This window comes from Fervidobacterium sp. (genome assembly GCA_026419195.1).
Classification (GTDB): Bacteria; Thermotogota; Thermotogae; order Thermotogales; family Fervidobacteriaceae; genus Fervidobacterium.
Genome location: JANZZV010000003.1, coordinates 232,901 through 259,370, shown reverse-complemented (window position 1 = coordinate 259,370; position 26,470 = coordinate 232,901). Strand labels below are relative to the sequence as shown.

The window sequence follows — 26,470 nt, the reverse complement described above, 5'->3', positions numbered from 1 at the left end:
ATGGAGTTGAAATGGATGAACGAGAGAGGATTTATAGAGAGGAACTTAAATGGTACAAACTACAACATTAATTTTGATAAGAGAACTTTTAAAATAACTGGTAACATACCAAGGCAGGATGATATTTATGAGTTTGCTATGGAATACAGACTCCAGATAGATGAGAAGGTGTTTGACCTTCTAAATTATCTTTTAACAGCAAACAACATAGAAGAATTAAAAAATAAAGTTGAGAGCTTTTTCAAAAATAGGTATCAAAAAGTAGTCAAAGTGTCTTACAAAGAGGAAAATAACGAATTGCTTATTCAAAATGATGTGTTGAAAATTCCTATATTGAGCAAAAATTCAGGTAATCTTGGACATATGACAATAACTGGTGAATTTCTCATTAACCAAGTTCTTGGTTTTTTGGCATTTTACGATTCCTTTGTGTCAGTGATAGAGGGTTTAATATTAAGTTATAGACTTAGCCAGCTGCTTGAGAGTGCTTTAAATACCCTTTATTTAGCTCTCAACAAGAGGGCAAGGTTAACAAAACAAGAACTCTCTGGAATGGAAAGAATAGTTACAAAGTTATCTGAGCACGAAGGAATAGATATAGAGCTCGGTTTAATAGCTCTCAAGACTGCCAATGTTGGTTTGATCGGTGTTCGAGACGAGTTATTTGAAAAGATAAGGACGAAAAATATAACTTCTCAAGAATGGGAAGAGTTTTTAAAACACACAGACTATGGGTATGAGATTTTGAAACACCTCGATGTTCAAATTGATCTGTTGGATGCTTGTCTCTATCATCATGAGGTCCTTGATGGTACAGGTCCAAAGGGCTTAATTGGTGTTCAGATACCTAAGTTAGCTATGATAATTGGTATTGCAGAAAATATAGTGCTCTTGGGACATGAGTTACATGAACTTTTTGGAAAGTACCCAGATGAGTACTTAGAAATTGTAAGCGAAACAATAGAATGTGATAATAAATAAGAGGTGAGATTTTTTGAACGCGTTAAATCACTATTTTCCATATTTTTTCTTTGGTCATTTAGTAGGTGATTATGTACTTCAGAATAGTTATATAGCAGCTAAGAAGGGAAAAGACATCAGAGTTCTTTTATTACATACAGTGCTTGTATTTACAGCTCAGCTGTTAGTGATTGTTGGAAAAGGATTTGGATTGCAAGAATTTATAGTTGTTCTTCTGATGAGTTTATTGCATTTTGGCATTGATTACTTAAAATTCCTGTGCAAAACAGAATTTTGTAAAACTTGGTATTATTACGTATTCGACCAACTACTTCATCTCACAACGTTGTTTTTAGCAACGCAGTTTGTAAATGTCCAACCGTTCCTCAGTCGTACGATTGCAGTTATATTTTCAACTTCAATTTTCAATGGATATTTTCTCAGTATACTTGTTCATTTTATTTTTTCAAATGGGGTTTATAAAAGGGATTACATGGGTTATATTCTTAGAATGTTAGCCCCTTTCATTTACATTTTGAATATTTACTTTTTTGTTATCTACGCTGGGATTTGTTTTACAGTTGTTTGCTTGCGCTTTTCCAAATCCAATCTGTTGAATTATTTATTAACCGTATTTTCAACAATGATACTTATGGAGGTGATGTTATGAGAAGAAATTTATTGATGGTGTTTGTTGTATTGATGTCTGTATTTTTGTTTGCAAATCTAGATGTAAAAACAGATTCTGATAGTGTAGTTGTTGGAGGGAAGTTGCCTGTAAAAGTTTCTTTAGTTGATGAAGCTGGAAAACTTCAAACGTTTACGTTAAAAGCGAAAGTTACACTCGGTGGATTTGAAAAACCCGATGTCTTAACCAAAGGTATAAAGGTGGACGGAAAGATTGAGCTCAATTTCTTAGCTCCAAAAAAAGCTGGTGAGACGAAGATAACATTTACTGCAGAAACAGCTGATAAGAAGGTTTTCACAAAAGAATTAACTTTACGTATAACGGAAAGGGACGAAAGTGAGTTTACTGATAAACTTAAAGCAACGATAGATTCGTTTAAAGGTAGTGTAGCATACAAGAAAGAAGGAAAGCAGGTATGGGAACCGATAAAATCGAATACAACTTTACAAGAAGGAGACGAGATACTAACACTTGAAAAAGCATACGTCGTTGTCAAATTTCCAGATGGTTCTATGACAAAGATCTCGGAAAATACACAAGTACTTTTCGAAAGACTAAGACAGTCTAAGGACGGAAGAATTCTTGTATCCATTGTTATCAAAAAGGGTGGAACTTACAATGTCGTCCAAAAGATGGTAGCAGGTTCCTCGTTTGAAGTTAAAGCAGGTAGCGTAACGGCTGGAGTCAGGGGAACGAAGTTTGAGTTATCAACAATGGATGAGAAACCAGTGTTGAAGGTGTGGGAAGGACAAGTCCTTGCGTTTTTTGACGATAATTTTGTTGTGCCTGTGTATGAAGGTCAGAAGCTGGCATATGAACTCTTTAAGGGTGTTTTAGAAGATATGAGTCAACTGTTTGATAGTATCCAACTTGAACCTTTGCGTGAAACTTTGCCGAGCATTGAAGATATCCAGTTGCCTGAAATCCCGCAAACACAGATGCCCACACAAGAGCAGAAAAAGGAAGAGGGTATAGCAAAAACAGCGACAGAGTTTGCACAACCAAAGGCATATATACCACCTCTTGGTGTTGAAACTGCCATGAAAGATGGGCAACGATATATTGTGTACAGTATATCTCCTGAATTTTCGATAGGTCCTGTAACACTGGGTATTGGTTTGACAGCATATGCTACAGAAGTAGGAGGAACATTGTATTATGGATTACCTACAACAAATCCGAGTACAAACGTCATAAATATGATCACAATCAACTCTGTTGCATTGAACCTTGGAAACTTTTACTTTAGATATGGTAATATGCAACTGATGTCACTTGGAATGGGATTTTCTGTGAGGGATTATTACAGGCCATATGCGAAATCTTTCGACTTTGAACTGTCATTTGGCGCGTTTAGTTTGATGGGGCATTTGCCTTATGAATTGACTAAACTTTGGCCCTTTGAATTTACACAGTCTGATAGTGTATTTGCGACCGAATTAGAATTAAAATCGGTACTTGCGGGTATGGACCTTGGAATTGCTGCACTTTATGATTTTAATGTTAATAATAACAACGTACTGAATAGTGCAACCCCTATAAACCTTTCCACATCTGTTTATTTAAGATATCCGCTAATGGCAGGATTTTATCTTGGTTTTGAAACGAGCGCGCAATTTTTAAAGGACGGTTCGAAATTCGGTCTTGGAACTTTTGCAGGGTTGTCTGGGAGATTTTTCATATTTGATATCATCGCTGGAGCTTACGGAACTTGGAATGGCTTTAGACCTTTCCATTTTGGAAGGGTTTACACTTCACAAAAGGTTGCGAATAAATTACCAACCTTAAGTGACGAGCAGTTAACTTTTGGATTCTTAGCTGGATTTAATTTCGAGACGCAACTGGCAATGGGAAGATTTTATCTCTTGGGTAATTTTTCTGGTGATATGGATGCACTTGGTGAATTGAGAGTTGTTGTACCACAAATGGGTGCAGTTGCTGGTCTATTCGTTTATGGTTATTATTTTGACGCAACACCATTTGTAGAGGGACAATTTGCCGATTCTGATACAGTTGCTTTCTTAAGAATAACTTATCCTATAATGGAAAAGAATCTTGTAGCAGGTATAGTTTATACGTGGGACAACGTAAAGAAAACATGGATTCAAAGCGTTTATATTGGAAGTGAAATAAACTGGTAACGATGTTTTTGAGTGCAGGAAGGTGACGAAATGGAGAAAGATTATGTGGAATCTCCTACATGGTTAAGTGGATATGAATTCAAAGGAAAGCTTTATGGTCGAAAAACAAAGATTTCTGTAAGTATACAAGACAAGGTTTTTTACGTACTTGGTGGGTATTCTACCTGGCTTTTAGAGAAAATGAATAAACTTCTGAACCTAGGTATTAATGTGAATCCTGCTAACTTTCGTGACCAAGTTGTATATATAGCTGCGAAACTAAATAATAATCTTAGGTTGAATGAATTACTCAAGGATATACAAAACGAAATATGCACTATCATTAACGCAGAAGCAGCTTCCATACTCATGTACGAACAAGACCATCTGCGTTTTCTTGTGACAGTTGGGAAGGCGAGTGGTAAGATAGAAAGCATACCTGTTCCCATGGATTCTATAGCAGGAAAGATCTTCCAAGAAGGCAAAGCTCTAATTTTCAACGATTTAGAAAACAATCCCGCCCACTTCAAAGGAGTTGATAAGGCAGCAAAGTTCAAAACAAGAAATATAGTTGGTGCACCAATATGGGTTGAAGAACAAAAGATAGGTGTTATAGAAGTGCTCAACAAAGATGAAGGTTTTGTACAACAAGATGCTGAGATTGTTGATCAATTCGCAAAGTTGATTGGTAGAAAATTACTGAGTACATGGAAGTATGAGAAATTTTCTGAGAACTTCAAAAAACTTTTACTTGCAATTGCTATTGCTATAGATAAGAGAGACAAATATACACATCAACATTCAAAAAATGTTGCCATGTATTCAGTAGAAATTGGAAGAAGAATGAAACTTAATCAACAGATGCTTGAAAAATTGGAATTTTCCGCTATACTTCACGATGTCGGAAAAATAGGGATACCTGACAGTATTCTTCTTAAGCCTGGAAAACTAACGAATGAAGAGTACCAAGTTATAAAAAATCACACAGTATACGGTGCAGAGATACTTTCAGAAATTAAGTACGTAGACGAGGATATAATAAGTGGAGCCTTAGAGCATCACGAAAGGCTTGATGGAAGTGGTTATCCATATGGAAAGAAAAATGGAGAAATTTCCTTATTTGGTAGAATAATCGGTGTTGCTGATGTCTTTGATGCGCTTTCTTCGAAAAGGACTTACAAAGAGGCGTGGGATGTTTCTGATGTACTTAGCTTGATAAAATCGGATGTAGAAAAAGGAAAGTTTGATGAAAATATATACAGATGTCTGGAGGAGATGATTCAAGAGGAAAATACACAGTACTAAAATTATAAAAAACAACCGGGGATTTCAAATCCCCGGTTTTTTTGAACAAATTTTTTCAATGACTTTGTACCTTGATTATTTGTTGACTCTTGTCTTCAAAACTTTTCCAGGTTTGAATTTCGGTACCTTTCTCGATGGAATGTTAATCTTTGCTTTCGTTCTTGGATTTACACCTGTTCTTCCTTCCATTTTCTTAACTTCGAATGTTCCGAAATCAACAAGTTGAACTTTTTCGCCTTTTTCAAGAGCTTCCGCTATAACTTCAAAGAGAGTGTCTACAACAGCTTTTACATCTTTTTTCTTGAGTTGCGTTTTTTCCGCTACCGCATTAACAAGTACCTTTTTGTTCATGTAATCCCCCTCCTTTTAAAGTGGTGAAAATACACTTATATAATAGCACTTTTGATGTGTCAAAATCAAGAGTATGATAAATACAGGTTTCTACGATATTATATCACAAAGATCTTTAAAAAATCAAGCATTTTGCTTATGAAGGATATTTTTCTTGTAAAAATCGTTGATAATCGCCGCAATTTCAAATTTCATTTTGTGTTCTGTTGATATTACCAAATCAGCTTGTGAACTGTAGTATTTGTGAAAAGTATTATAGTGATTCTCAAGGCTGTTTCTGCTACCACACTTTTTGAATTTCTCAATAAATTTATCTTTTGAGCATTTTAGATAGATTATCAAAAAGTTATTCGAAGAAAAGTCTGTCGTAATACCACAACCGATTATTATTTTACCACGAGTTTTTTCAAATCTATTCAGAATTTTTCTTTCCATTTTACCTACACTTTGAAATCCATTATTTTTTACAAGATCACATATATCCTTTTTGGTTTCAATTTTAAAGATGTCTTCAATTCTTATAACATTAAAGCCAAAGTCTTCAGATAATATCTTAACTATAGTGTCCTTTCCACTACCTGGGAGTCCCACCACAAGTAGATTCAGGCTTATCCCTCCAATAGTTTTATATAAACAGTTCTTCTCCTTGGACCATCGAATTCACATAAAAATATACCTTGCCACGTGCCGAGTAATAACTTGGAATCAACAACAATAATTGAAAGATTGCTTCCAAACAAAGAGGCTTTGATATGGGCATCTGAGTTTCCTTCGGTATGTTTATATCTCTCACTGCTTGGTACTAATTTTGATGTATGATTTATTAAGTCTTCTACAACCGAAGGGTCGGCGTGTTCGTTTATAGTTATACCACAAGTTGTATGAGGTACAAAAATCACGCATAAGCCATTTTTAATACCTGATTGAGAAACAAGATTTGAAACTTTAGATGTTATATCTATAAATTCAATGCGTTTATTACTGTTAATTTCTAGTTTAAAGAGCATCTTTTACACCCCTTATCATTACTTAACACTGAATATATGTCAATCATGCTTTTCATATGGTACACCATCAGCTGCAGGTGGTCTTGATCTACCAACAAAACCCGCCACAACTATTATGGTCAAAATGAATGGTATAGTGTCAAACAGCGACTTAACATTAGATGCAACGGCAATTTGCTGTAGGCTTTGTAGTTGATTTGAAAATGCACCGAACACACCAAAAAACAAACTAGCAAGCATCGCACCGACAGGGTTCCATTTTCCTATAATCATTGCGGCTAATCCTATGAACCCTCTTCCTCCGGACATAAGTTCTTTGAATTGACCGATTTCACCGACACTTAAATACGCACCGGCTAACGAAGCGAAAACACCACTCATTATCACACCAAAGTACCTTATTGCAAAGACATTTACGCCAAGTGTGTCGGCTGCTTCTGGATTCTCTCCAACTGCCCTCATCCTCAAACCGAGTTTTGTTTTGTAAATTAGCCACCAGCCAAACACCACACAACTGAAAGCAATGTAAACAAACGGGCTTATTTCTCCTATAATTTGACCTATGAACGGAACGTTTACTAATCCTGGTATAACTACTTCATCGATCTTTCCAACGAAGTCCGTTTGACCAGGCTGACCGAAGATAGGCTCCATCAAGAATCCGGTTAAACCTTGCGATAAAAGTATAATAGATGTACCAAGCACCACCTGATTACCAGCCCACTTTATACTACCCCACGCATGTAGCAATGCAAGTAGGATTCCACTAATAATAGCCATTAGAACGCCAAACCATACGTTTCCTGTCAGATAAGTAAAGACAATAGAGGTGAAAGCTCCCATCAAAATGATCCCTTCAAGGGCTATGTTTACAACTCCTGTAATTTCACTGAAAACCCCGCCCAAAGAGGCAAAGATAAGAGGAGTAGCTGCCGTTAGTGCTATTTTGTAAAATTGTGGATTGAGGAATATTGAAAAAATGGCGCTTAAAACTCTCATGATTTCACCCTCTTCTTTGCGTAGATTGTTCTAACAATTCTATCGGCAGCAACTAAGAAAATTACAATCGCTTGTACTATTATCACAACGTATTTTGAAACACCCATAAACTGCATTTCGTTACTGCCTGTTCTCAGTGCTCCAATTAACAATGCAGCGAATATTATTCCGATTGGATTATTTTGACCAATCAATGCAATACTAATCCCGTCAAAACCCTTTCCTCCAGAGAGTTCTCCTAGAAATCTATGATGCACTCCCATCAGTTCGGTAACGCCAGCGAGTCCGGCAAGTGCACCACTGATTGCCATAGCGAGTACTACATTTCTCGCTACGCTGATACCTCCGTATTCTGCTGCATAAGGATTGAAACCAACTGCTTTGATCTCGTAACCTATTGTTGTTTTATTTAAAAACACATACATGAACACTGCTGCAGCGATCGAAATTATTATACCTGCACTCAATTCCATCGCACCAACTTTCATCAAAACAGGTAATTGAGCTGAAAGTGATATTTCAGGACTTTTTGGTGTACCTGAGCCTGTTGCAAGTGGACCTGTAACCATAAAAGATGCAATGTATGTTGTAGTCCAGTTGAGCATAATCGTTGTCACTACCTCATGTGCCCCTGTTTTTGCTTTCAAAAATCCAGCGATAGCCGCCCAACCTGCTCCTGCTGCCATACCTATCAACATTGTTAATGGTATTGCAACTGCAGGTGGAAGTCCACCAAAATTACTTGCTACACTTGCTGCCATGAGTGCACCCATCGCCATTTGTCCTTCTGCGCCTATATTAAACACACCAGCTCTGAATCCAAAACCAACAGCAAGACCGGTTAATATAAGTGGTGTTGTTTTTATAAGCGTATCTATTATAGCCTGTTGGTTTCCAAAAGCACCGTGTACAAGCTTCCCGTAAGCTTGTATGGGGTTTTTTCCAATTGCCATTATGACAAGTGCTGATATAAGTAAAGCGATAAGAACGGAAATTATTGGAACAGCAACACTTTCAAATAATTTCTTCATTTTTTACCACCTCGTAATTCTTCAAGTCTTTTCCCAGCCATCATTAATCCCACTTCTTCTACAGTAGTCTCATCAGGTTTAACTTCACCCATTATCTTACCTTCGTACATAACCAATATTCTATCACTGAGCGAGAATATTTCTTCAAGCTCCATGGATATTAATAGTATAGCAACATCGTTTTCCCTCATACGTAATATCTGCCTATGTATGAATTCAATAGCACCAACGTCAAGACCTCTGGTTGGTTGAGCTATCACCATAAACTTAGGATTAGCTTTTATTTCCCTTCCCACAACCAGCTTTTGCTGGTTTCCTCCTGAAAAATTCCCACCAAGATGATCTATTATGCGTGGTCTAACGTCAAATTCTTCCATCAATTCCATTGTGAATCTCTTAATCTCACTGTGGTTCAAGAATCCACTTTTTGAAAATGGTTTCTTGTAATGCTTACCAAGTATTGAATTATAGTATGCTGGGAAAGGTTTTATTAAGGCGTGCTTGAGTCTGTCTTCTGCAATATGAGTCATTCCCATTTCTCTGAGGATCTTTGGATGAGTATTTGTAACGTCAATTCCATCAAAATAAATGCTTCCCTTTTCTATTTTTCTCAGACCAGTGATAGCTTCTATAAGCTCTGTCTGCCCGTTACCTGCAACACCGGCTATACCAACAATTTCCCCTCTTCTAACTTGAAATGATACGCCTTTGACAGCATCAAGATGTCTGTTATCCTTTACCCAAATGTCTTTGACTTCAAATATTGTTTCTTTTGGTTTATGTGGTGTTTTGTCAAGCTTTAGTACCACATCTCTACCTACCATTGCTTTAGCTATCTCTCTTTCGTTAGTTTGCTTTGTAATTAACTCGGCTGTTACCCTTCCGCCGCGCATGACAGTAATTCTGTCACTTATTTCCATTACTTCATTGAGTTTATGGGATATAAATAAAATAGTTTTTCCCGCGTTTTGTAAGTTCCGCATAATAACAAATAATTCTTCAACTTCTTGAGGTGTAAGCACTGCAGTTGGTTCGTCAAGTATGATTATGTTTGCACCCCTGTAAAGCGTTTTTATAATTTCAACCCTTTGTTGCATACCAACTGGTATGTCTTCTATCTTTGCATCAACGTCTACATACAAACCATACTTTTCTGATAATTCTTTCACGTCTCTCTTTGCCCTTGCCAAGTCAAAATTTACACCTTTTGTTGGTTCGCTACCAAGTACCACATTCTCGGCAACAGTAAGAGTGTTCACAAGCATAAAATGTTGGTGAACCATTCCGATTCCGGCCTTTATAGCATCACGTGGTCCTACAAAAACTTTTTTCTCACCAAATATCTTAATTTCACCACTATCAGGATGGTAAAGCCCGTATAGTTGATTCATGAGAGTACTCTTGCCAGCACCGTTTTCTCCAACAATAGCGTGGATTTCCCCCTTTTCTATGCGAATCGTGACCCTATCATTTGCCAGTACACCTGGAAACCTCTTTGTAATTTCTATCATCTCTACTGCATACTTGTGTTCTTGTGATTTCTGCTGAACTTTCGAACTCACTAAAAGTCCACCTCCATATGATCATACTTAAACACATTGATTTAGACCGATACTTCCACTTTGATAGATTACTTGAAATTAAGCAATCTATCAAAATGGGGGGCCAGAGCCCCCATAGTGGAAATCTTTGAAAAGGTCTGCTTTTGACTTTATTACTTTGGAAGTTTTATTCCTTTAACTGTGAAGGCTTTCAAGGATTCTTCCGAATCAGGAATTGTTATCTTTCCTTCAATTACTAATTGTTTGAGGTAATCAAGTTCTTTCAATGCATTTGGAGCAAGTTTTTCGATCATATCTTTTGTGTATTTGAGTTCTGACATCCTTACACCTTGTTCTTTCAAACCGAGATTCTTTGTACCACCCTTGAATTGACCTGTGAATGCCCATTTAACACCATAGTATCCTGCTGTATCAATACCTTTCATTGCGCTTGTTAAAACTACTCCAGGTGCCATATAGTCCTGGTCAACATCGACACCAATTGCGTAGAAAAGGGCTTTACCTGATAGTGCGTACTTTTTAATATTTTCAAGTCCCTTGCCTGCCAATTTTTCGCTTCTTTCCTTTGCAGCTTCGATAACACCGTTACCACAAGCACCTGCTGCTGCAAAGATAATATCTACACCTTGAGAGAATTGTGAATTTGCAAGGTCTTTACCCTTCTTTGGATCGCTGAACTCGTTTGTGTAACCTTTAATTACTGTTACTTTCTTACCTTTAAGATCAGTGTAAGCTTTTATACCTGCTTCGTAACCGTATCTGAATCTTTCAACTGGAGGAATCGGAATACCACCCACGAAACCTACTTTACCTGTTTTTGTCATAGCTGCTGCGATATAACCGACTAAGAACGCTGATTCTTGTTCTTTAAACAGGAAATTTATAACGTTTGGAAGTTCTTTTTCGAATGCAATGTCGATACCTGCAAAATACACCGTTGGATATTGTTTTGCTACTTTTTCGAGTGCATCTGTCATCATGAATCCAACTGCAAATACAATTCCACCATCTTTTTCTTTCATAACTTCTTCAGCTGCTTTTGTTAAGTTTGGAATGTAATCCGACTGCTCTTGTGACATAATGACCTTTGCCTCTACTTTCAGTTCCTTCGCTGCCTTTTCGATACCTGCCCAAGTACCGTCGTTGAAAGACTTGTCACCAAGCCCTCCTGTGTCCGTTACCATAATGGCCTTAAAAGAAAAACCGAGTGTCAAAACAACTGCTAAAAGAACAACCGCCAAAAGTTTCTTCATACTTTTTCCCTCCTTCTAAGGATGTTAGGATAAAACCATATGAAACCGACTATAAGTACCAAAACTAAGGTGTATGGAATGTTGAAATTCACATATAAACTTGTAGAAGGTACACCAACTTGAATAAAAACAGTTTGATATTTAAACAGAGCCAAGACCGATGTAGCTAAAGAGCCTGCTAATGGTATGAAAGCCTCTTTCAAATTCATAGCTGTTAGAAAAAGAGCAATACTTAAAAGGATTACAGAGGATAGTGCTCCGCTAACTTTGTAAGTTGGAAGTGCTATTACCCTTTTCGTAGGTATTTTTTCTAGCTCGTTTAAAAGTTGTGTAGCTATCTTATCACTGAAATTAATTTTGACGTAATCAAAAACTTGATTTTTGAACTTGCTCGAGGAGATGGATACAATTCTTGCAAATATTTTCTTGATTGTGCCTACAATTTTTTCAACTTTTTTTTGCCTGTTGCTTTCAAAGTAAATGAAGTCTTCGATCTCTCTGGCATGATCTTTGTACTGCGTTCTAAGTTTTTTTGCAAGTTCTATACGCATTGAAAAATTTTGTGGCTCGAAGTATTCTTCAGAAACATTTGTATCGATATCGAGTTCAGAGATGAGATTTGAAAAAGATTGAATTGATTCATTTATTGTCGAGTTATATTCCTTTAGACTTCTTTGGACTTTTCCAAGCGAGTCATCAAAAATATCGTACGCTAAAGCATTGAAGAAGGGTGATTTTGAAAAAGTGTCTTTCATCACTAGATCTTCTGTGAAGAAAGATGGAATGAATAGTACAATCAGAGTAAAAACCGATAGGAGTAGGTAACTATACAACTTCTTGACAAAAAAATACAAAATCGATGATATAATCGCAATTGCAAAGGTTATACCGTAAATCATTCCATCAGTTGTTGATTGTATATTGAAAAACGATGCTATGTAAACTGTTTCGGAAGCTATAAAAAGTTTGAATGGCAGGCTTATGTTTTTAAAAGCTACATATCCTATGGCAAAAAGTACACCATAAATCAACCACCTTAACCATGCGAGGTTGATTTCTCTTGGAGTAATCATAACAAACCGGGCGGCTATCTTATCTTTTAAACCTGCTATATAAACAAACACACTTCTGAATATCGAAGCCCGTGTTCTCATGATGAGTGTTTCTGGATCATACTCGGCAGCGTTTTTCTTTGATTCAGAAACTGTATCAGAGATTATTTTTACCACCTCTGGATTAGAAAGAAGCAATCTGATCGCTTCTTTTTCTTCTCCATTGTAGATTTTTTCATATTTATAATTTCTTATCACAATATCTCTTAGTCTTTCGAGCTCCTTAGGTAAGTCTTCCATAGGAATATCTAAACCAAATATGTAAGCAACGAAGTCTTGCACAAAGTTTCCAAAAGCTTCAGAAACCCTTATCTGATACTGAGAAAAAAACTCATTGAACACTGGGGAATTTTTAACTATCTCCTCATCGAAGTATCTATTATTCAATTTTGCTTCCCAGTAAGATAAATACACCGCTCGTGCAAGTGCTTCTTCATCAGAATTGACATTGTCAAAAGGTTTGAGCGTTAATAGATAGTCTCCAGTTTTCTTGGTTGTTTCTGCCTTTTCTGTGGAACCAACAAAATATATCTTAAAAAATCGATATAGTGGTAAATCATCATAGATAGATTTTTTCACGTAAGAGCCAAACGACGATGAAGAGGTAAAATATGACTTATAAATCTTTTCAGCGGAGTTTAGATCAAGGGAAAAAACATAACTGGAAGATAAGATCAATAAAGATAGTAAAAAAATTAAAAAGATGGTACTATTTGTCCTTTCTTTTGCCACTTCTTAGCACCTTCCTTTTCAATAGTTTGGGTTTGTCTTTTCAAAATTATATGAGCACAGCAATTATATTATACCACAACAATTCAAATCAAATGTATATCTAATGTCAAGTAATGAGAAAAAAACAGAACGACTAAACATGGGTGTCAAAAACGAAATTAATTTATTTCATGTCCATCAATTTTGTTAAAAAATCAATAAAAGGGGGATTTACCCCCTTTAATTGACCTCTTTCTCCAGATTTAGACTCTTAACTTACTCTTCGATAACAATAGCAGCCGTTGGACAGCTATCTGCTGCGTCTTTTGCACAATCAAGATCTGTTTCCGGTTGCAAGACTTTTGCTTTCATATCATCTGCAAGTTTGAAAACATCTGGACACAAGTTTTCACAAACACCACAACCGATGCATGTTGCTTCGTCAACTCTTACCTTCATATCTTAGCACCTCCCCATATAAGCTCAATGCTATTATACCATATTGATTTTAATAACTCAAGATTTGTAAAAAAGCTAAGAAAAAGCCTTATTTATCTTTGTTGTAAGTTCACTTTCAAGTTTTTCGATGATCTTTTTGATTTCAGGATCAGATTTAACCTTCTCATCTATATTCTTAAGACTTGACAAGACAGTAGGATGGCTTTTTCCAAATATACTCGCTATTTTTCTTGCAGAAACTTGATAATGAACGTTTAGCAGATACATAGCTATCTGTCTTGCAAGAACTATATTCTTGTCTTTTTTGTCTGATATAATATCTTGCTTTGAACACTTGAAATATTTAGACACTAGTCCTATAACATCATCGTTGTTTAAACTATCTTCTTGAGTTAAAACATCTTTGAGTAAGACCTTTGTTGTATTTAGATCGATATCATTATACATACTTTTGTAAGCAATCAGCTTAACTATCGCACCTTTCAAAATTCTTATACTTCCCTTCAAGTTTTTGGCCACGTAATTCAGTATTTCATCAGGTATATCTGCCTTTTCATCAATTACTACCTTTTTAGCTATTTTGTACATAGCCTCAACTGATGGACTTTTTATCTGAACAACTACCCCCATTTGAAAACGTGAGATAACCCTATCCTGGAATTCTTTCAATTCTTTTGGTGATCTATCTGAGCAAACTATTATTTGCTTGCCTGATTCGTACAGTGTGTTAAATGTATGGAAAAGTTCAATTTGAACACCTTTTTTACCAGCCAAGAACTGTATATCGTCGATAACAAGTACGTCTACTTTCTTTCTGTATTTTTCTCTAAACTCTTCGACAGCATTTGATTTTAATTTTGAAATTAACTCGTTCATAAACGTTTCACTTGTTAAATAAGCAAATCTTAGATCTGGATTATTTTGTAATAAGTAATTTCCGTAAGCTTGAACAAGGTGCGTCTTTCCCATTCCAGCTTCGCTGTGTATGAAAATTGGGTTATAACTTCCAGGTCGCTTAGCTGCTTCAAGTAGTAAGTTGTAGGCAAATTGGTTGAATTCATCGACAACAAAGTTGTCAAACGTGTATCTTGGGTTTAATGGTGTTATAAGTACAGGACGTTTTCTAACAAGGGCTACGTTATCTGGAAAAGTTGATCCGTAATCTCTTTCTTCTGGAATCTGAGCATAGACAATTTCGTAAGATGAACTCGGTCCTAAGATTTCGTTTAGTACCTTTCTTAGAATTTTATCAAACTTGTTCTCTATATAACCTTTAATAAACAAATTTCCCACTTCAAATACAACGTGGGTATCTTCTATTCTTTTTATAGAAAAATCAATAAACCAATGTTCCCATTGCTGTCGGCTAACTTTCTCTTTCAGTAAGGCTAAGATTTTGTCCTTTATTTCACTCATAATAACACCTCAGAATAATGTACAAGTAGAGTGCATTCAGTATTATCTCACAAGGTGATGTTAAAAATCAAGACAAACTTTATGTTAACTCTTTAATGCTATTTTTCCGTGGAATAATGATTTGTGAACTTGTGTTACTTTTGAATTTAAGTGATAAATGTACGTTAAAAGTATCTTTGCTTAGAAACATTGTAATTTGAAAATTTCTTTAAATGAAAACTTTGGATCTTTTATTTTAAATCTATTTGCCAACTTCAAAATTCAGCATACAGGAGTATGCATATGCATGCTTAATTTTTCTTCTTTTTTCAATGTTTTGACTTTAGAGGATTGTAATATATAATTTTTCATGTGAAGACGATGATGGATGTTGCTGATTTTTGAACATTTTGTAGTTCAAAGGAGGCAAATTCGTGAGAAAGAAAATCTTTGTTTCTTTGGACTTTGAAGGTTTGGCTGGGGTAACAAGCTGGCATGATGTTGAGAAAGGAAGTGCCGATTATAAAAAGGAAGCTATGATATTGCAGCTTAAGGCACTTTTGAATGGACTGAGCAACTCAGAAATATTTCTTGTTGATTCACACGCAGCAGGTGATAATGTTCCATGGGAGATAACGAACGAATTCCCAAATTTGACAATAGTTAGTGGCGGTGTAAGAAAACACTACATGATGTATGGAATAGATAGCTCTTTCGATTATATTGTATTTTTTGGTTATCATGCTGGCGTGGGAACGCTCGAGGCGAATATGGATCATACCTATTCCAGTTCTTCAATCCACAACATATGGATAAACGACATAGAAATGAATGAAGCTTTGATTAACGCTGCATTTGGTAGTTTATTCAATGTTCCCGTTGGTTATTTAATAGGTGACGACAAGGTCGTAAATCAGACAAGACAATACCTGCCTAAGACAATTTACGTTTCAACAAAAAATTCTATAGGGCGTCATAGTGCCGTGATGAAACCTATGAAAGAGGTACTTTCTGAAATTGAAAATGGCGCAAGAAGACTACTTGAAAAAGACAAGTCAGATTTTGAGATTTTCAGTTTTAATCCTCCGATCAAGATGGTGGTTGAATTTTCAGATACACTTCGCGCTGATTTGGTAGCATCAATGCCGCTTGTGGAAAGGATTGATGGAAGGAAAGTGTGTATAATACATCAAGATTACAAAGTAATTTTTGAAGCATTACTTGCGATGACTTACATTTGTGCTGCCGCAAAGGTTTTATTGTAAAAATTTAATTTATGGACAAATGAACGGAGGTGTTTATATGCTAAGGAGCCTTGATGAAGTTGTAGAGATGGCGAGAGGTAAAAGGAAAGTAATTGCAGTTGCGGGAGCGGAAGATAAAGAAGCAATCAAAGCTGTTTACGAAGCACGTGAGCTTGGTATTTCAGCTATATTATTTGGGAAGAAAGAAATTATCGAAAAAAATTTGGAAGAATTAGGTACAGATTATCCAATTGTTGATTGCAAGAGTGAAGAAGAAACCTGTAAAGAATCAGTAAAAAGCGTTATGCAAGGTCAGGCACATATAGTTATGAAAGGTCTTGTGAAAACATCGACATTGCTAAAAGCCGTTCTTGACAAAGAGTACGGATTAAGAACTGATAGACTATTATCACACGTTGCTGTAGTTGAAGTACCTGGAATCAACAGACTGGTATTCATCACAGACGGTGGTATGGTCATAAGACCTACACTTGAACAAAAAATTCAGATTATCCAGAATGCTGTTGATGTTGCAAGAAAACTTGGTTATGAAGTGCCAAAAGTAGGTTTAATAACTGCAGTTGAAACTGTGAATCCTGATATGCCAGAAACAATGGAAGCTGCATTACTTTCAAAGATGAATGAACGTGGACAAATAAAGGGATGCAAAATTGATGGACCTCTTGGAATAGACAATGCACTAAGTGTTTACGCAGCTGAAGTAAAGGGAGTAAAAGGAGAGGTTGCAGGACATGCAGACATTTTAGTTGTTCCTGATATACACAGTGGTAACTTTCTTGGAAAATCTGCTGTGTACTTTGCCAATGGTAGAATAGCAGGAATAATTGTTGGTGCAAAAGCTCCTGTTATAGTGATTTCAAGAGCCGACACAAGCGATTCAAAATTTGTATCCATAGCTCTTGCGGTAGCATTAACATGATTAGATCTAATCGTTTACCAAGAAATGGCAGAAGAATGCTTGTTTTTTAACAAATAAACACTCTATCAGTAATTTTGAGGAAAACTTTACAGTATTTGTGGAGGTGTTTACATGAAAAAGTTAGCGGTTGTTGCCATAGGTGGAAATGCAGTTAACAGGCCAGGAGAAGAACCAACGGCTGAGAACATGCTTAGGAATCTTTCTGAAACAGCTCATTATCTTGCTTCTATGCTCGATGAATATGATATTGTAATTACGCATGGTAACGGTCCACAAGTAGGAAATTTGCTTGTCCAACAAGACCTTGCAAAGCACGTTATACCACCATTTCCTCTTGATGTGAATGATGCTCAAACACAAGGTAGTCTTGGATACATGATTGCGCTGACTCTTGAAAATGAGCTTAAAAGGCGCAATGTAAACAGATACATATCAGCAATAGTAACTCAAATCTTAGTTGATAAGAACGACCCTGCTTTTCAGAAACCATCAAAGCCTGTTGGACCATTTTATTCAAGAGAAGAAGCGGAAAAGTTATCACAAGAAAAAGGATGGATAATGAAAGAAGATGCGGGAAGGGGATGGAGAAGAGTAGTTCCTTCACCTATCCCTCTTGACATAATAGAAAAAGAAGTTATAAAGATGCTCGTTGAAAAAGATGTCATAGTAATTGCTGCTGGTGGAGGCGGAATTCCTGTGATAGAAGAAAATGGTCAAATTAAAGGGGTAGAAGCAGTTATTGATAAAGACAGAGCAAGTGCTTTACTTGCTAAGGAAATAGCCGCAGATCTTCTAATTATTTTAACAGGTGTGGAAAAAGTTTGTATAAACTATAAAAAACCAGATCAAATTGAATTGGATAAGTTGACAGTGGAAGAAGCAAGAAAATATCTGGACGAAGGTCATTTTCCAGCAGGTAGTATGGGACCTAAGATAGAAGCCGCCATTGATTTTGTCAGTGCAACCGGAAAAGAATGCATAATTACAGACATGGCGGTACTTGACAAAGCTTTGAGAGGAGAGACTGGTACAAAGATTGTAAGATAGGTTTACTAAAAAACGATGTACAGATGTCTGTACATCGTTTTTTTTTCATACAAAATTGTTAAATTTTACTATACTGAAGTATAATAGCCTCAGTTTTCCGAAATTGTAATAAATAAGCGCTTTTTTGAACATATATTAGAATAGAAAAAATTGCAAATTTCATATTAATTGTTCTACAATGTAAATAGTCTTTTTCTAAAATTAGCGGAGCGAAGTGAAGATGAATAGAGTATATAGTGGACGTCACATCCCGGTACTTTTAGATGAAGTTATTGAGAACTTAATCTGGAAGCCGGACGGGGTGTACGTAGATTGTACAGTAGGAGAAGGTGGACATACACGAGCGATAGCGGAGCGGATATCATCAAGTGGTGGTAGGGTTATTGGCATTGACGTTGACAGCGAAGTGTTGCAAATAGCGGAGCGAAATTTGGAAGCCTACCCTGAAGTTCAGCTTTTCAAATTCTCCTACGTTGAGTTGCCCGTCTTGCTGAATCTATTACAAGTCCATAAAGTTGATGGACTACTTGTTGATTTAGGAGTTTCTACCTACCAATTAAAAGCAGAAGGTAGAGGCTTTTCATTTAACGTGGATGAACCTCTTGATATGAGGATGAACCTTGAGAATACATTAACCGCCTACCAAGTTGTTAATACCTACCCGGAAGAGAAATTGGCAGATATTATATATAACTATGGAGAAGAAAATTTTGCGCGAAAGATAGCAAGTGCTATTGTTCGAAACAGACCTATACATACGACAAAACAACTTGTCGAAGTAATAAGAAAAGCCCTTCCTTACAGAGAAGTGCATAGTAGAAAAAGACACTTTGCAACAAAAACTTTCCAAGCGATACGAATAGAAGTGAATAAAGAGCTTGAAAATATTTCAAAATTTTTGGAGTTTGCTCCTGATTATTTAAATGTAGGAGGAAGGTTGGTAATAATTTCATTTCATTCTTTGGAAGACAGGCTTGTGAAGCGAGCTTTTAGAAGTGACGTGCGCCTTAAAGTACTGGGCGATTTTATTGAACCGACAGCGCAAGAAATATCGGAAAATCCGAGAGCAAGGAGTGCTAAACTGAGGGTAGCGGAGCGTATATAGATGCTTAAACTGATAGGGATAAAGTAACACTCAATATAGAAAAAATCAGACAGCGGAGCATGATATTAAACTTGATGCTAAACCTTTAAGTTTTGTCAAAAGCATTCAAAAATTCAGCGGAGCGAAGGGGGATAAGGTATGACTCTTGTAAAATCAAGGCAAAGTGAAGTTGCCATTGAAAGGGAACGTTCGAGTTTCTTGGTACTGCTAAGATATTTTTTACCAGGTTTTCTTCTCGTGTTACTTGTTTTTGCAGCGTATATGTTGAATGTTAAGGCATCGCAGGTTAGTTACGAGCTAAGTCAAATTAGAAAAAACTTGTCAAACATTCAGCAACAAAACGAGGTCTTGGACAGACAGATTACAAAATTGTTTATAGGGCGTGATGTGATAAATTGAGGATTGTCAGGTACAAAATTCTTTTCACATTGATAAGTGTTCTAGTGTTAACTTTTCTGTTCAAAGTCTGGTATAACATAGCTAACAACCAGTATGCCTTTAGCAGTAAAATTCCTGCACTACGTGGAAATATTTACGACTGCAGAGGTAGGTTACTTGCAACAAGTGAGGTTGTTTACACTGCCTATCTTGATCTAAGATATTTGAAATCAATAGCCGGGAATGCTTACAAGCGTGATCCGGATTTTATAAAGATGCTTTCAAACTTTGGAGTTTTATATAATCCAGATGATTTCGATGGAAAGTACATAATAAAGCTAGGTTCATTTCCGAAAAGAGAGGATATACAAAAAAAGATTCCAGCACAATATTTAAAGTTCATCAGCATAGAAGCTGAGGAACAGAGAATTTCCATATCTGATTCTGCTCTAAGTTTCATTGTTGGAAAAACTGAGCAAAGGTACGGACTGAGCGGTGCAGAAGCATTTTTTGACAAGGTCCTTAGACCTGTGCGCGATGGTACAGCATTAGTAAGCTATTCTGGTTTTGTAGGTAATAAAATAAAAACATTTAAAATAAAACCGGAAAATGGCAAAAACGTGACTTTAACCATTGATAGTGTACTACAAAAAACACTTTACAATCTTGCATTGCATTATCAGGAGGAAGAGAAAGCTGCCGAAGTTGGTGTACTAATAATGGAAAGCGAGACTGGCAAGATTCGCGCAGCAATTACCACCCAAACATGGCCTACCTTTTATATGGGATATTTCGAACCTGGCTCAACTATAAAACCAATTATCTTTGCTGGGGCACTTGAGCTCGGTGTTGTAAAACCGGACACAAATTACTATTGTCCTGGTTATATTAAACCAGTTGATGGAATTAATCTTACGATAAAAGATCTAAAGAAACACGAGAGCATAAACTTGCATGATGGACTGGTTCATTCTTGCAACGTTGTTTCAATATTAACTGCAAAGAAAATCATTGATACTTATGGTCAAGCAAAGTTATATGAACTTTTGACGTCTTTCGGTTTAGGTATGGCAACAGGAATCGAACTTCCTGGAGAGGTTTCTGGAAAATTGAGCACACCTGATAAATGGTACAAAGCGAACTGGGCATTTATTGCTATTGGACAATCTCTGGGAGTTACTCCTATTCAATTAATAGCTTCATTCAACTCAATTGTAAACGATGGGATTTATGTAACCCCCACTATAGATGAAAAGAAAAAAGTTGTGAATAAGAGAATTATCTCAAAAGAAACAGCGGAGTTAGTAAAGCAAATGTTATTAGATGTTGTGGAAAGAGGAACAGGTATTAACGCAAAAATAGAAAACACAAGAATCTATGGAAAGACAGGTACAGCACAAAAGAATTTCAAAAAGGATATTACAGCTTTAGTTGTTGGCCAAGTGGAACTTGATAGGAAATTTACCATTCTTGTGTGGGTTGACTCACCACAAAAAGGGAAATTAAGTGGCATTGTTGCAGCCCCGTTTTTCAAAGGTGTAGTGGAAAAATTAAAAGAGTATTATTCACAAGAATCTAAAAATGAGTTGACTGAAAAAAGTCGAGATTTTAAAGGATGGACACTTGAGCAGATTTATGAGTACAGTAAGGCAAAGAAAATAAAGCTTAATCTGTTGAACCTTGGACTTTATGTAAAAGACTATCAATTTAAAGAAACACCCGAAGGAACTACGTTAGATATAATTCTTTCGGAAAAACCTGTTTTAAATCAACAGAAGTGAAATTATAATATTTCATCAGATTGTTACATTGAATTCACCACACGTATCGTACATGATGATAAAATACCAGTGCTATAACGCCTGAGAATGCAGGTTCAACAAAGACCTTTCGGTCGCCTGCAGGAGGCACAAAAGAGAAACCTCAGTGGTGTTCTCTTTTGTCTTGCCTCGTTGAGAGGCTTTTTTCTTTTTGTATTATTAAGAGTCAACTGATATAGCTTATGAATATACGGGAGGTGAAGATGTGCTTAGAAGACCTGAAAAAGAACAACTTGTCCAGGAGTTGACGGGCGAATTCGAAAACTCATCGTTGGTTTTGTTTGCAGATTTCAAAGGTTTAACAGTCGCTCAAATGACCAAATTGAGAAGGTCGTTGAGAGAAAAGTTTGGAGCCGGCGCAAGGTTAACTGTTGTCAAAAACACGCTTTTAAAAATGGCTCTTAAAAACTCAGGCTATGATATTGAAAACCACGGTACAGCATTGTTTGGTCCAACAGCAGTTTTGTACGTTACAGAAGGTGATCCAGTAGAGGCTATAAAAATTTTCTATAACTTCGTCAAAGAAAACAAAGGAGTACCTACTTGCAAAGGTGTGTACCTTGAGAAAAAGTTCTTCCCAGGCGAACAACTGGAAGAATTGTCGAAGCTTCCATCAAGAGAACAACTCATTGCAATGGTTGTTGGCGGAATCCAAGCACCCATCCGTGGGTTGGTCAATTCTCTTGCCGGTGTGCTTAGAAGTGTTATGTACGCTCTTAACGCAATTAAGGAGAAAAAAGAGCAACAATAAGATATTGACTTTTGCTTGTGTATGAAAAATATAACTAAAAAAGTGGAGGTGTATATCATGACATTGGAAGAACTCGTAAAAGCGATCGAAAGTTTAACCGTTGCAGAACTTGCCCAACTTGTCAAAATGCTTGAAGAAAGATTTGGTGTTAGCGCAGCAGCCCCAGTCATGGCAGCTATGCCTGTAGCAGCTGCAGCAGCTCCAGCCGCAGCTGTAGAAGAAAAAGATACATTTGATGTTCTGCTCAAGAGCTTCGGTGCAAAGAAAGTGGAAGTTATTAAAGTCGTAAGAGAAATCACAGGTCTTGGTCTTAAAGAAGCAAAAGACTTGGTGGAAAAAGCAGGTGCGCCAGATGCATTCATTAAGCAAGGTGTAAAGAAAGAAGAAGCAGAGGATATCAAGAAAAAGATTACAGAAGTTGGAGGAGAAGTTGAAATAAAGTAACATATTTTTCTAAACAAAGAATATTGTGTATCAAACCCCGCATGGTACTGTACAATGCGGGGTTTTTATGGTTTAATATATAATTGGTCTATTATCAACCGTTTTTCAAGAACGGTAAATTAGGTTTATACCTATCCATTTTTTCTTTCTCAACCCCCGCAGATGTTTAATTTCCAACCGAATGTGTAATGAATGAGGAAGAGGTGATGATATGAAAACCTACCAAATTGGTAAGAGAACAAGGCATCTTTTTGGAAAAGTCAAAGAGATTGTAGAAGTCCCCGACCTTGTTGAGATTCAGCGTAAATCTTTCCAAGAACTCCTTGAAAGTGGTATATTGCGTATTCTTAAGAAGTTCAGTCCTATAACCTCAGCAAAAGTCGAAGGTAGAAGGGACAAAGGTTTTAGCCTTGAGTTTGTCAAATTCAGAGTAGGTGAACCATTGCACTCTGTTGAAGAATGTAAGCAGAGGTTGTTAACATATGTTGCTCCTTTTTACGCAACAGTTAGAGTTACTGATATTTCAACTGGTGAAATGCGTGAAGAGGAAGTTTCACTTGGCAATTATCCTGTGATGACAGAAAATCAAACGTTTGTTATTAACGGTGTTGAACGGGTAGTTGTAAGTCAACTTGTCAGAAGCCCCGGTGTTTATTTTGTTGAAGAGCCAACCAAAAATATAGGTGCAAAACCAATATATTTGGCTCACTTTTTACCCGTCCGTGGTGTTTGGCTTGAAATAATGTTGAATCTCAACGATGAAACACTTTACGCAAGAATTGATAGAAGAAAGAGATTAAACCTTTTCCTCGTTTTGAAAACCCTTGGATTTCAAAATGATATAGATATTCTGTCGCTTTTTCCAACTTACATCGATGTTGAAGACGATTATACCTTGAGGCAATCAGAAGGAATAATAATTCTTGAGAAGGTTATTTCAAAAAGTGGCGAAGTTTTAGCCGAAAAGGGGTCTGTTTTAACACCTACCTTAGTTGATATATTCAGAGAACATGGAATTGAAAAGATAAAGGTTGTTAACAAGTACGTTTTTAAAACATATGCGAAATTAAAAGAAAAGCTCAAGATACCTATGGAAGAGAATATAAGCGAATTGAGAGCTTATATGGAAATTTACAAAGAACTCAGACCCGGTGAAGTCTTTAGGTACAATGCAGCAAAATCGTATTGGCATAATCTATACTTTAACGAAGAACGTTTTGAACTTTCTGAGGTTGGACGCTACAAGATGAATAAGAAATTGACAAATGCTTATAGGAAATATCTGATGGAAATTGAGGGTAAGAATCAAAAAATTGTTGAGAACGTTGAATATGAAGAAAGCTTTAATGCTTTAACACCGATGGATATAATACTTGTTCTTAGAATGCTTCTTGAGACTGAGAAACATCCAGAAACACTTGACACAAAAGATCATCTTGCAAACAAAAGAGTTAAAACCGTTGGTGAACTAATTGCCTCTGAGTTTGAGAGGGCATTTTCAAAATCAGTTCACCAAATCCAAGAAAAATTGGCTACGTACACTAGCCTTGACAAAATCTCGATACCAAGTTTGATTAACTTAAGAAATGTAATTGCTTCGCTAAATAGTTTCTTTGCAACCAATCCATTATCACAATTCATGGATCAGGTGAACCCAATAGCGGAATTAACTCATAAAAGAAGGTTAACAGCTGTAGGACCAGGTGGGTTAAAAAGAGAAAGGGCAAGATTCGAGGTTCGCGACGTTCACCATTCACATTACGGTAGAATGTGCCCTATTGAAACTCCAGAAGGAGGTAACATAGGTCTTATAACCTCTCTGTCTGTTTATGCCACGATTGATAGATTTGGATTTTTGGTAACACCGTATAGGAAAGTTGTCGATGGAAAACTTACGGATGAAGTTGTTTACTTGGCTGCAGATGAGGAAGAAAATTACAGAATTGCGTCTGTGACAATTGCTTTTGATGAATATGGGAATATTGTTCAAGAAAGGGTACCTGTTAGATATTTGGAAAAGATAGTTTATGTCCATAAAGATGAGGTTGACTTAGTCGACATTTCTCCCAAGCAAATAGTGAGTGTTACAACATCGTTAATTCCGTTTCTTGAGCATGATGATGCAAACCGTGCGCTGATGGGTTCAAATATGCAAAGGCAAGCTGTGCCACTTGTCAAACCCGAGGCTCCACTTGTGGGTACTGGTATGGAATATTATGCGGCTATATACTCTGGACATGTAGTCATTGCAAAAAATGACGGTGTAGTTAAAAAAGTAGACGGTAGAAAGATTATAGTTCACAGAACAAATGAAAATGGAGAGTTACTATATGACAAAAAGGGTAACCCAATCGTTGATGAGTACAATCTTTTGAAATATGTTAGGTCAAACCAAGATACATCGATTAACCAAAGACCAATTGTAAATGTTGGTGAGTTTGTAAAAAGAGGTACACCAATAGCCGACGGTCCTGCTACCGACAATGGTGAGCTTGCACTTGGTAAAAATGTACTTGTTGCGTTCTTACCTTGGGAAGGATATAACTTTGAGGATGCAATTCTTGTTAGTGAAGAGCTTCTTGAAGATGACACATTCACTTCTGTTCACATAGAGGTGTATGAAACAACAGCTAGGGAGACGCGTGTTGGTCCAGAAGAAATAACCGCTGAGATACCGAACGTCTCAAAGGAAAATTTAAGAAATCTTGATGAAAACGGTATCATTCGGATAGGAGCGTACGTTGGTAAACAGAAATATTTCAGTTCGCAAGATATATTGGTTGGTAAAGTCACACCAAAAGGAGAAAGCGATGCAAGTCCTGAAGAAAAAATAATGAGATCTGTCTTTGGTGAAAAAGGTAAAGATGTAAAAGACTCTTCACTCAGAGTACCTCACGGTGTCGAAGGTAGAGTTATAGGTGTACATGTTTTTCATAAAGAAGAAGTTGGTGATTTAGGTCCAGGTGTTAACACACTTGTTAGAGTTTATCTCGCTACAAGAAAACCTCTTGAGGTTGGAGATAAACTTGCAGGTAGGCATGGTAACAAAGGCGTTGTTTCAATGATTCTTCCAAAAGAAGATATGCCATTTTTACCAGATGGTACGCCTGTACAAGTTGTGTTAAGTCCTCTTGGTGTTCCATCACGTATGAACATTGGTCAGGTACTTGAGACATCACTTGGATGGCTAGCTAAGTTGACAAATAGATATTTTGCTACTCCTGTTTTTGATGGTGCAAAGGAAGATGAAATATTACCAGAACTTTACAAAGCAAGAGAGTCGTTGAAACTACACTATGGAGATGATCCAGAAAATCCGTCTGGCAAGGTTGTATTGAGGGATGGTAGGACAGGTAAAGAATTTGACTATCCAGTACTCGTAGGCTACATGTACATTATGAAACTTATTCACATAGCACGTGATAAGATTCATGCACGAGCAACTGGACCATACTCGCTTATCCATCAGCAACCACTCGGTGGTAAAGCACAATTCGGTGGTCAAAGATTTGGAGAGATGGAAGTCTGGGCACTTGAAGCGTATGGAGCTTCTTATACACTAAATGAAATGTTGACTGTTAAAAGTGACGATATTAAAGGTAGAACAGAAGTTTACAAAGCAATAATGAAAAGCAAGAATTTACCTGAACCTGGTTTGCCAGAAAGCTTCAAAGTCTTGGTACGTGAATTGAAGGGGCTTGCACTCGATGTAAGGGTATACGATGAACGTGGTAATGAAATCGATATAGAAAAACTATAGTAGTACCAAAATATAATTGGTACGGAAA

The 26,470-nt window shown here is 36.7% G+C and carries 23 protein-coding genes; 13 read left to right on the top strand and 10 right to left on the bottom strand.

Features of this window, described 5'->3' with window-relative positions; translation table 11 throughout:
* The first annotated feature begins 15 nt into the window (after positions 1–15).
* Genes N2Z58_03140 through N2Z58_03125 form a run of 4 tightly spaced genes read left to right on the top strand, consistent with a single transcriptional unit; the run spans position 16 to position 5,073 of the window.
* Positions 16–981, top strand: a complete 966-nt coding sequence (locus N2Z58_03140) for a phosphohydrolase (GenBank protein ID MCX7653659.1) — start codon at positions 16–18, stop codon at positions 979–981.
* Between the two features lie 13 nt (positions 982–994).
* The gene (locus N2Z58_03135; protein MCX7653658.1) at positions 995–1,630 is read left to right on the top strand and encodes a DUF3307 domain-containing protein; all 636 of its coding nucleotides are present in this window, start codon (positions 995–997) and stop codon (positions 1,628–1,630) included.
* On the top strand, positions 1,627–3,789 hold the full coding sequence (locus tag N2Z58_03130; GenBank protein MCX7653657.1) for a FecR domain-containing protein: 2,163 nt from the start codon (positions 1,627–1,629) through the stop codon (positions 3,787–3,789). The genes N2Z58_03135 and N2Z58_03130 overlap by 4 nt, the downstream gene beginning before the upstream one ends.
* Before the next feature lie 30 nt (positions 3,790–3,819).
* Positions 3,820–5,073 (top strand): HD domain-containing protein, encoded by a 1,254-nt coding sequence (locus N2Z58_03125; protein MCX7653656.1) that lies wholly within the window; start codon positions 3,820–3,822, stop codon positions 5,071–5,073.
* Positions 5,074–5,148: 75 nt separating this feature from the next.
* Here N2Z58_03125 and N2Z58_03120 read toward each other — a convergent pair whose 3' ends face one another.
* The 10 genes from N2Z58_03120 to dnaA form a co-directional block, all read right to left on the bottom strand.
* Positions 5,149–5,424, bottom strand: a complete 276-nt coding sequence (locus N2Z58_03120; protein ID MCX7653655.1) for an HU family DNA-binding protein — start codon at positions 5,422–5,424, stop codon at positions 5,149–5,151.
* Between the two features lie 123 nt (positions 5,425–5,547).
* Entirely contained in the window at positions 5,548–6,018 is a 471-nt protein-coding gene (locus tag N2Z58_03115) for a shikimate kinase (GenBank protein MCX7653654.1), read from the bottom strand.
* Positions 6,019–6,032: 14 nt separating this feature from the next.
* Positions 6,033–6,431, bottom strand: a complete 399-nt coding sequence (locus N2Z58_03110; protein MCX7653653.1) for a secondary thiamine-phosphate synthase enzyme YjbQ — start codon at positions 6,429–6,431, stop codon at positions 6,033–6,035.
* Positions 6,432–6,470: 39 nt separating this feature from the next.
* Positions 6,471–7,430, bottom strand: a complete 960-nt coding sequence (locus N2Z58_03105) for an ABC transporter permease (GenBank protein ID MCX7653652.1) — start codon at positions 7,428–7,430, stop codon at positions 6,471–6,473.
* Positions 7,427–8,461 (bottom strand): ABC transporter permease, encoded by a 1,035-nt coding sequence (locus tag N2Z58_03100; GenBank protein ID MCX7653651.1) that lies wholly within the window; start codon positions 8,459–8,461, stop codon positions 7,427–7,429. The genes N2Z58_03105 and N2Z58_03100 overlap by 4 nt, the downstream gene beginning before the upstream one ends.
* The gene (locus N2Z58_03095) at positions 8,458–9,972 is read right to left on the bottom strand and encodes an ABC transporter ATP-binding protein (GenBank protein ID MCX7653650.1); all 1,515 of its coding nucleotides are present in this window, start codon (positions 9,970–9,972) and stop codon (positions 8,458–8,460) included. Before N2Z58_03095 ends, N2Z58_03100 begins: the two co-directional genes overlap by 4 nt.
* Positions 9,973–10,175: 203 nt before the next feature.
* Positions 10,176–11,276 (bottom strand): BMP family ABC transporter substrate-binding protein, encoded by a 1,101-nt coding sequence (locus N2Z58_03090; protein ID MCX7653649.1) that lies wholly within the window; start codon positions 11,274–11,276, stop codon positions 10,176–10,178.
* On the bottom strand, positions 11,273–13,120 hold the full coding sequence (locus N2Z58_03085) for a hypothetical protein (protein ID MCX7653648.1): 1,848 nt from the start codon (positions 13,118–13,120) through the stop codon (positions 11,273–11,275). Before N2Z58_03085 ends, N2Z58_03090 begins: the two co-directional genes overlap by 4 nt.
* A gap of 255 nt (positions 13,121–13,375) precedes the next feature.
* A complete protein-coding gene (locus tag N2Z58_03080) occupies positions 13,376–13,558 on the bottom strand; it encodes a ferredoxin (protein ID MCX7653647.1) in 183 nt (60 codons plus the stop codon).
* A 75-nt stretch (positions 13,559–13,633) separates the two neighbouring features.
* On the bottom strand, positions 13,634–14,974 hold the full coding sequence (gene dnaA / locus N2Z58_03075; GenBank protein MCX7653646.1) for a chromosomal replication initiator protein DnaA: 1,341 nt from the start codon (positions 14,972–14,974) through the stop codon (positions 13,634–13,636).
* Positions 14,975–15,387: 413 nt separating this feature from the next.
* Between dnaA and N2Z58_03070 the strand changes: the two genes are divergently transcribed.
* The 9 genes from N2Z58_03070 to N2Z58_03030 all read left to right on the top strand — a co-directional run bounded on the left by N2Z58_03070 (position 15,388) and on the right by N2Z58_03030 (position 26,442).
* Positions 15,388–16,218, top strand: coding sequence for a M55 family metallopeptidase (locus N2Z58_03070; GenBank protein ID MCX7653645.1), 831 nt, complete (start codon positions 15,388–15,390; stop codon positions 16,216–16,218).
* A gap of 37 nt (positions 16,219–16,255) precedes the next feature.
* Positions 16,256–17,137 carry a bifunctional enoyl-CoA hydratase/phosphate acetyltransferase gene (locus N2Z58_03065; protein MCX7653644.1) on the top strand — a complete coding sequence of 294 codons (882 nt, stop codon included), beginning with the start codon at positions 16,256–16,258 and terminating at the stop codon, positions 17,135–17,137.
* 111 nt (positions 17,138–17,248) lie between these two features.
* Positions 17,249–18,184: a carbamate kinase gene (arcC, locus tag N2Z58_03060; protein ID MCX7653643.1), complete on the top strand. Its 936-nt coding sequence runs from the start codon at positions 17,249–17,251 to the stop codon at positions 18,182–18,184.
* Positions 18,185–18,404: 220 nt separating this feature from the next.
* Positions 18,405–19,289 carry a 16S rRNA (cytosine(1402)-N(4))-methyltransferase RsmH gene (gene rsmH / locus N2Z58_03055; GenBank protein MCX7653642.1) on the top strand — a complete coding sequence of 295 codons (885 nt, stop codon included), beginning with the start codon at positions 18,405–18,407 and terminating at the stop codon, positions 19,287–19,289.
* Positions 19,290–19,427: 138 nt separating this feature from the next.
* Positions 19,428–19,688, top strand: a complete 261-nt coding sequence (locus N2Z58_03050) for a hypothetical protein (GenBank protein MCX7653641.1) — start codon at positions 19,428–19,430, stop codon at positions 19,686–19,688.
* Positions 19,685–21,448, top strand: coding sequence for a penicillin-binding protein 2 (locus N2Z58_03045; GenBank protein ID MCX7653640.1), 1,764 nt, complete (start codon positions 19,685–19,687; stop codon positions 21,446–21,448). The genes N2Z58_03050 and N2Z58_03045 overlap by 4 nt, the downstream gene beginning before the upstream one ends.
* A 244-nt stretch (positions 21,449–21,692) precedes the next feature.
* Positions 21,693–22,238, top strand: a complete 546-nt coding sequence (gene rplJ / locus N2Z58_03040) for a 50S ribosomal protein L10 (protein ID MCX7653639.1) — start codon at positions 21,693–21,695, stop codon at positions 22,236–22,238.
* 57 nt (positions 22,239–22,295) lie between these two features.
* The gene (gene rplL, locus N2Z58_03035) at positions 22,296–22,682 is read left to right on the top strand and encodes a 50S ribosomal protein L7/L12 (GenBank protein MCX7653638.1); all 387 of its coding nucleotides are present in this window, start codon (positions 22,296–22,298) and stop codon (positions 22,680–22,682) included.
* 211 nt (positions 22,683–22,893) lie between these two features.
* Positions 22,894–26,442, top strand: coding sequence for a DNA-directed RNA polymerase subunit beta (locus N2Z58_03030; protein ID MCX7653637.1), 3,549 nt, complete (start codon positions 22,894–22,896; stop codon positions 26,440–26,442).
* Positions 26,443–26,470 lie beyond the last annotated feature (28 nt).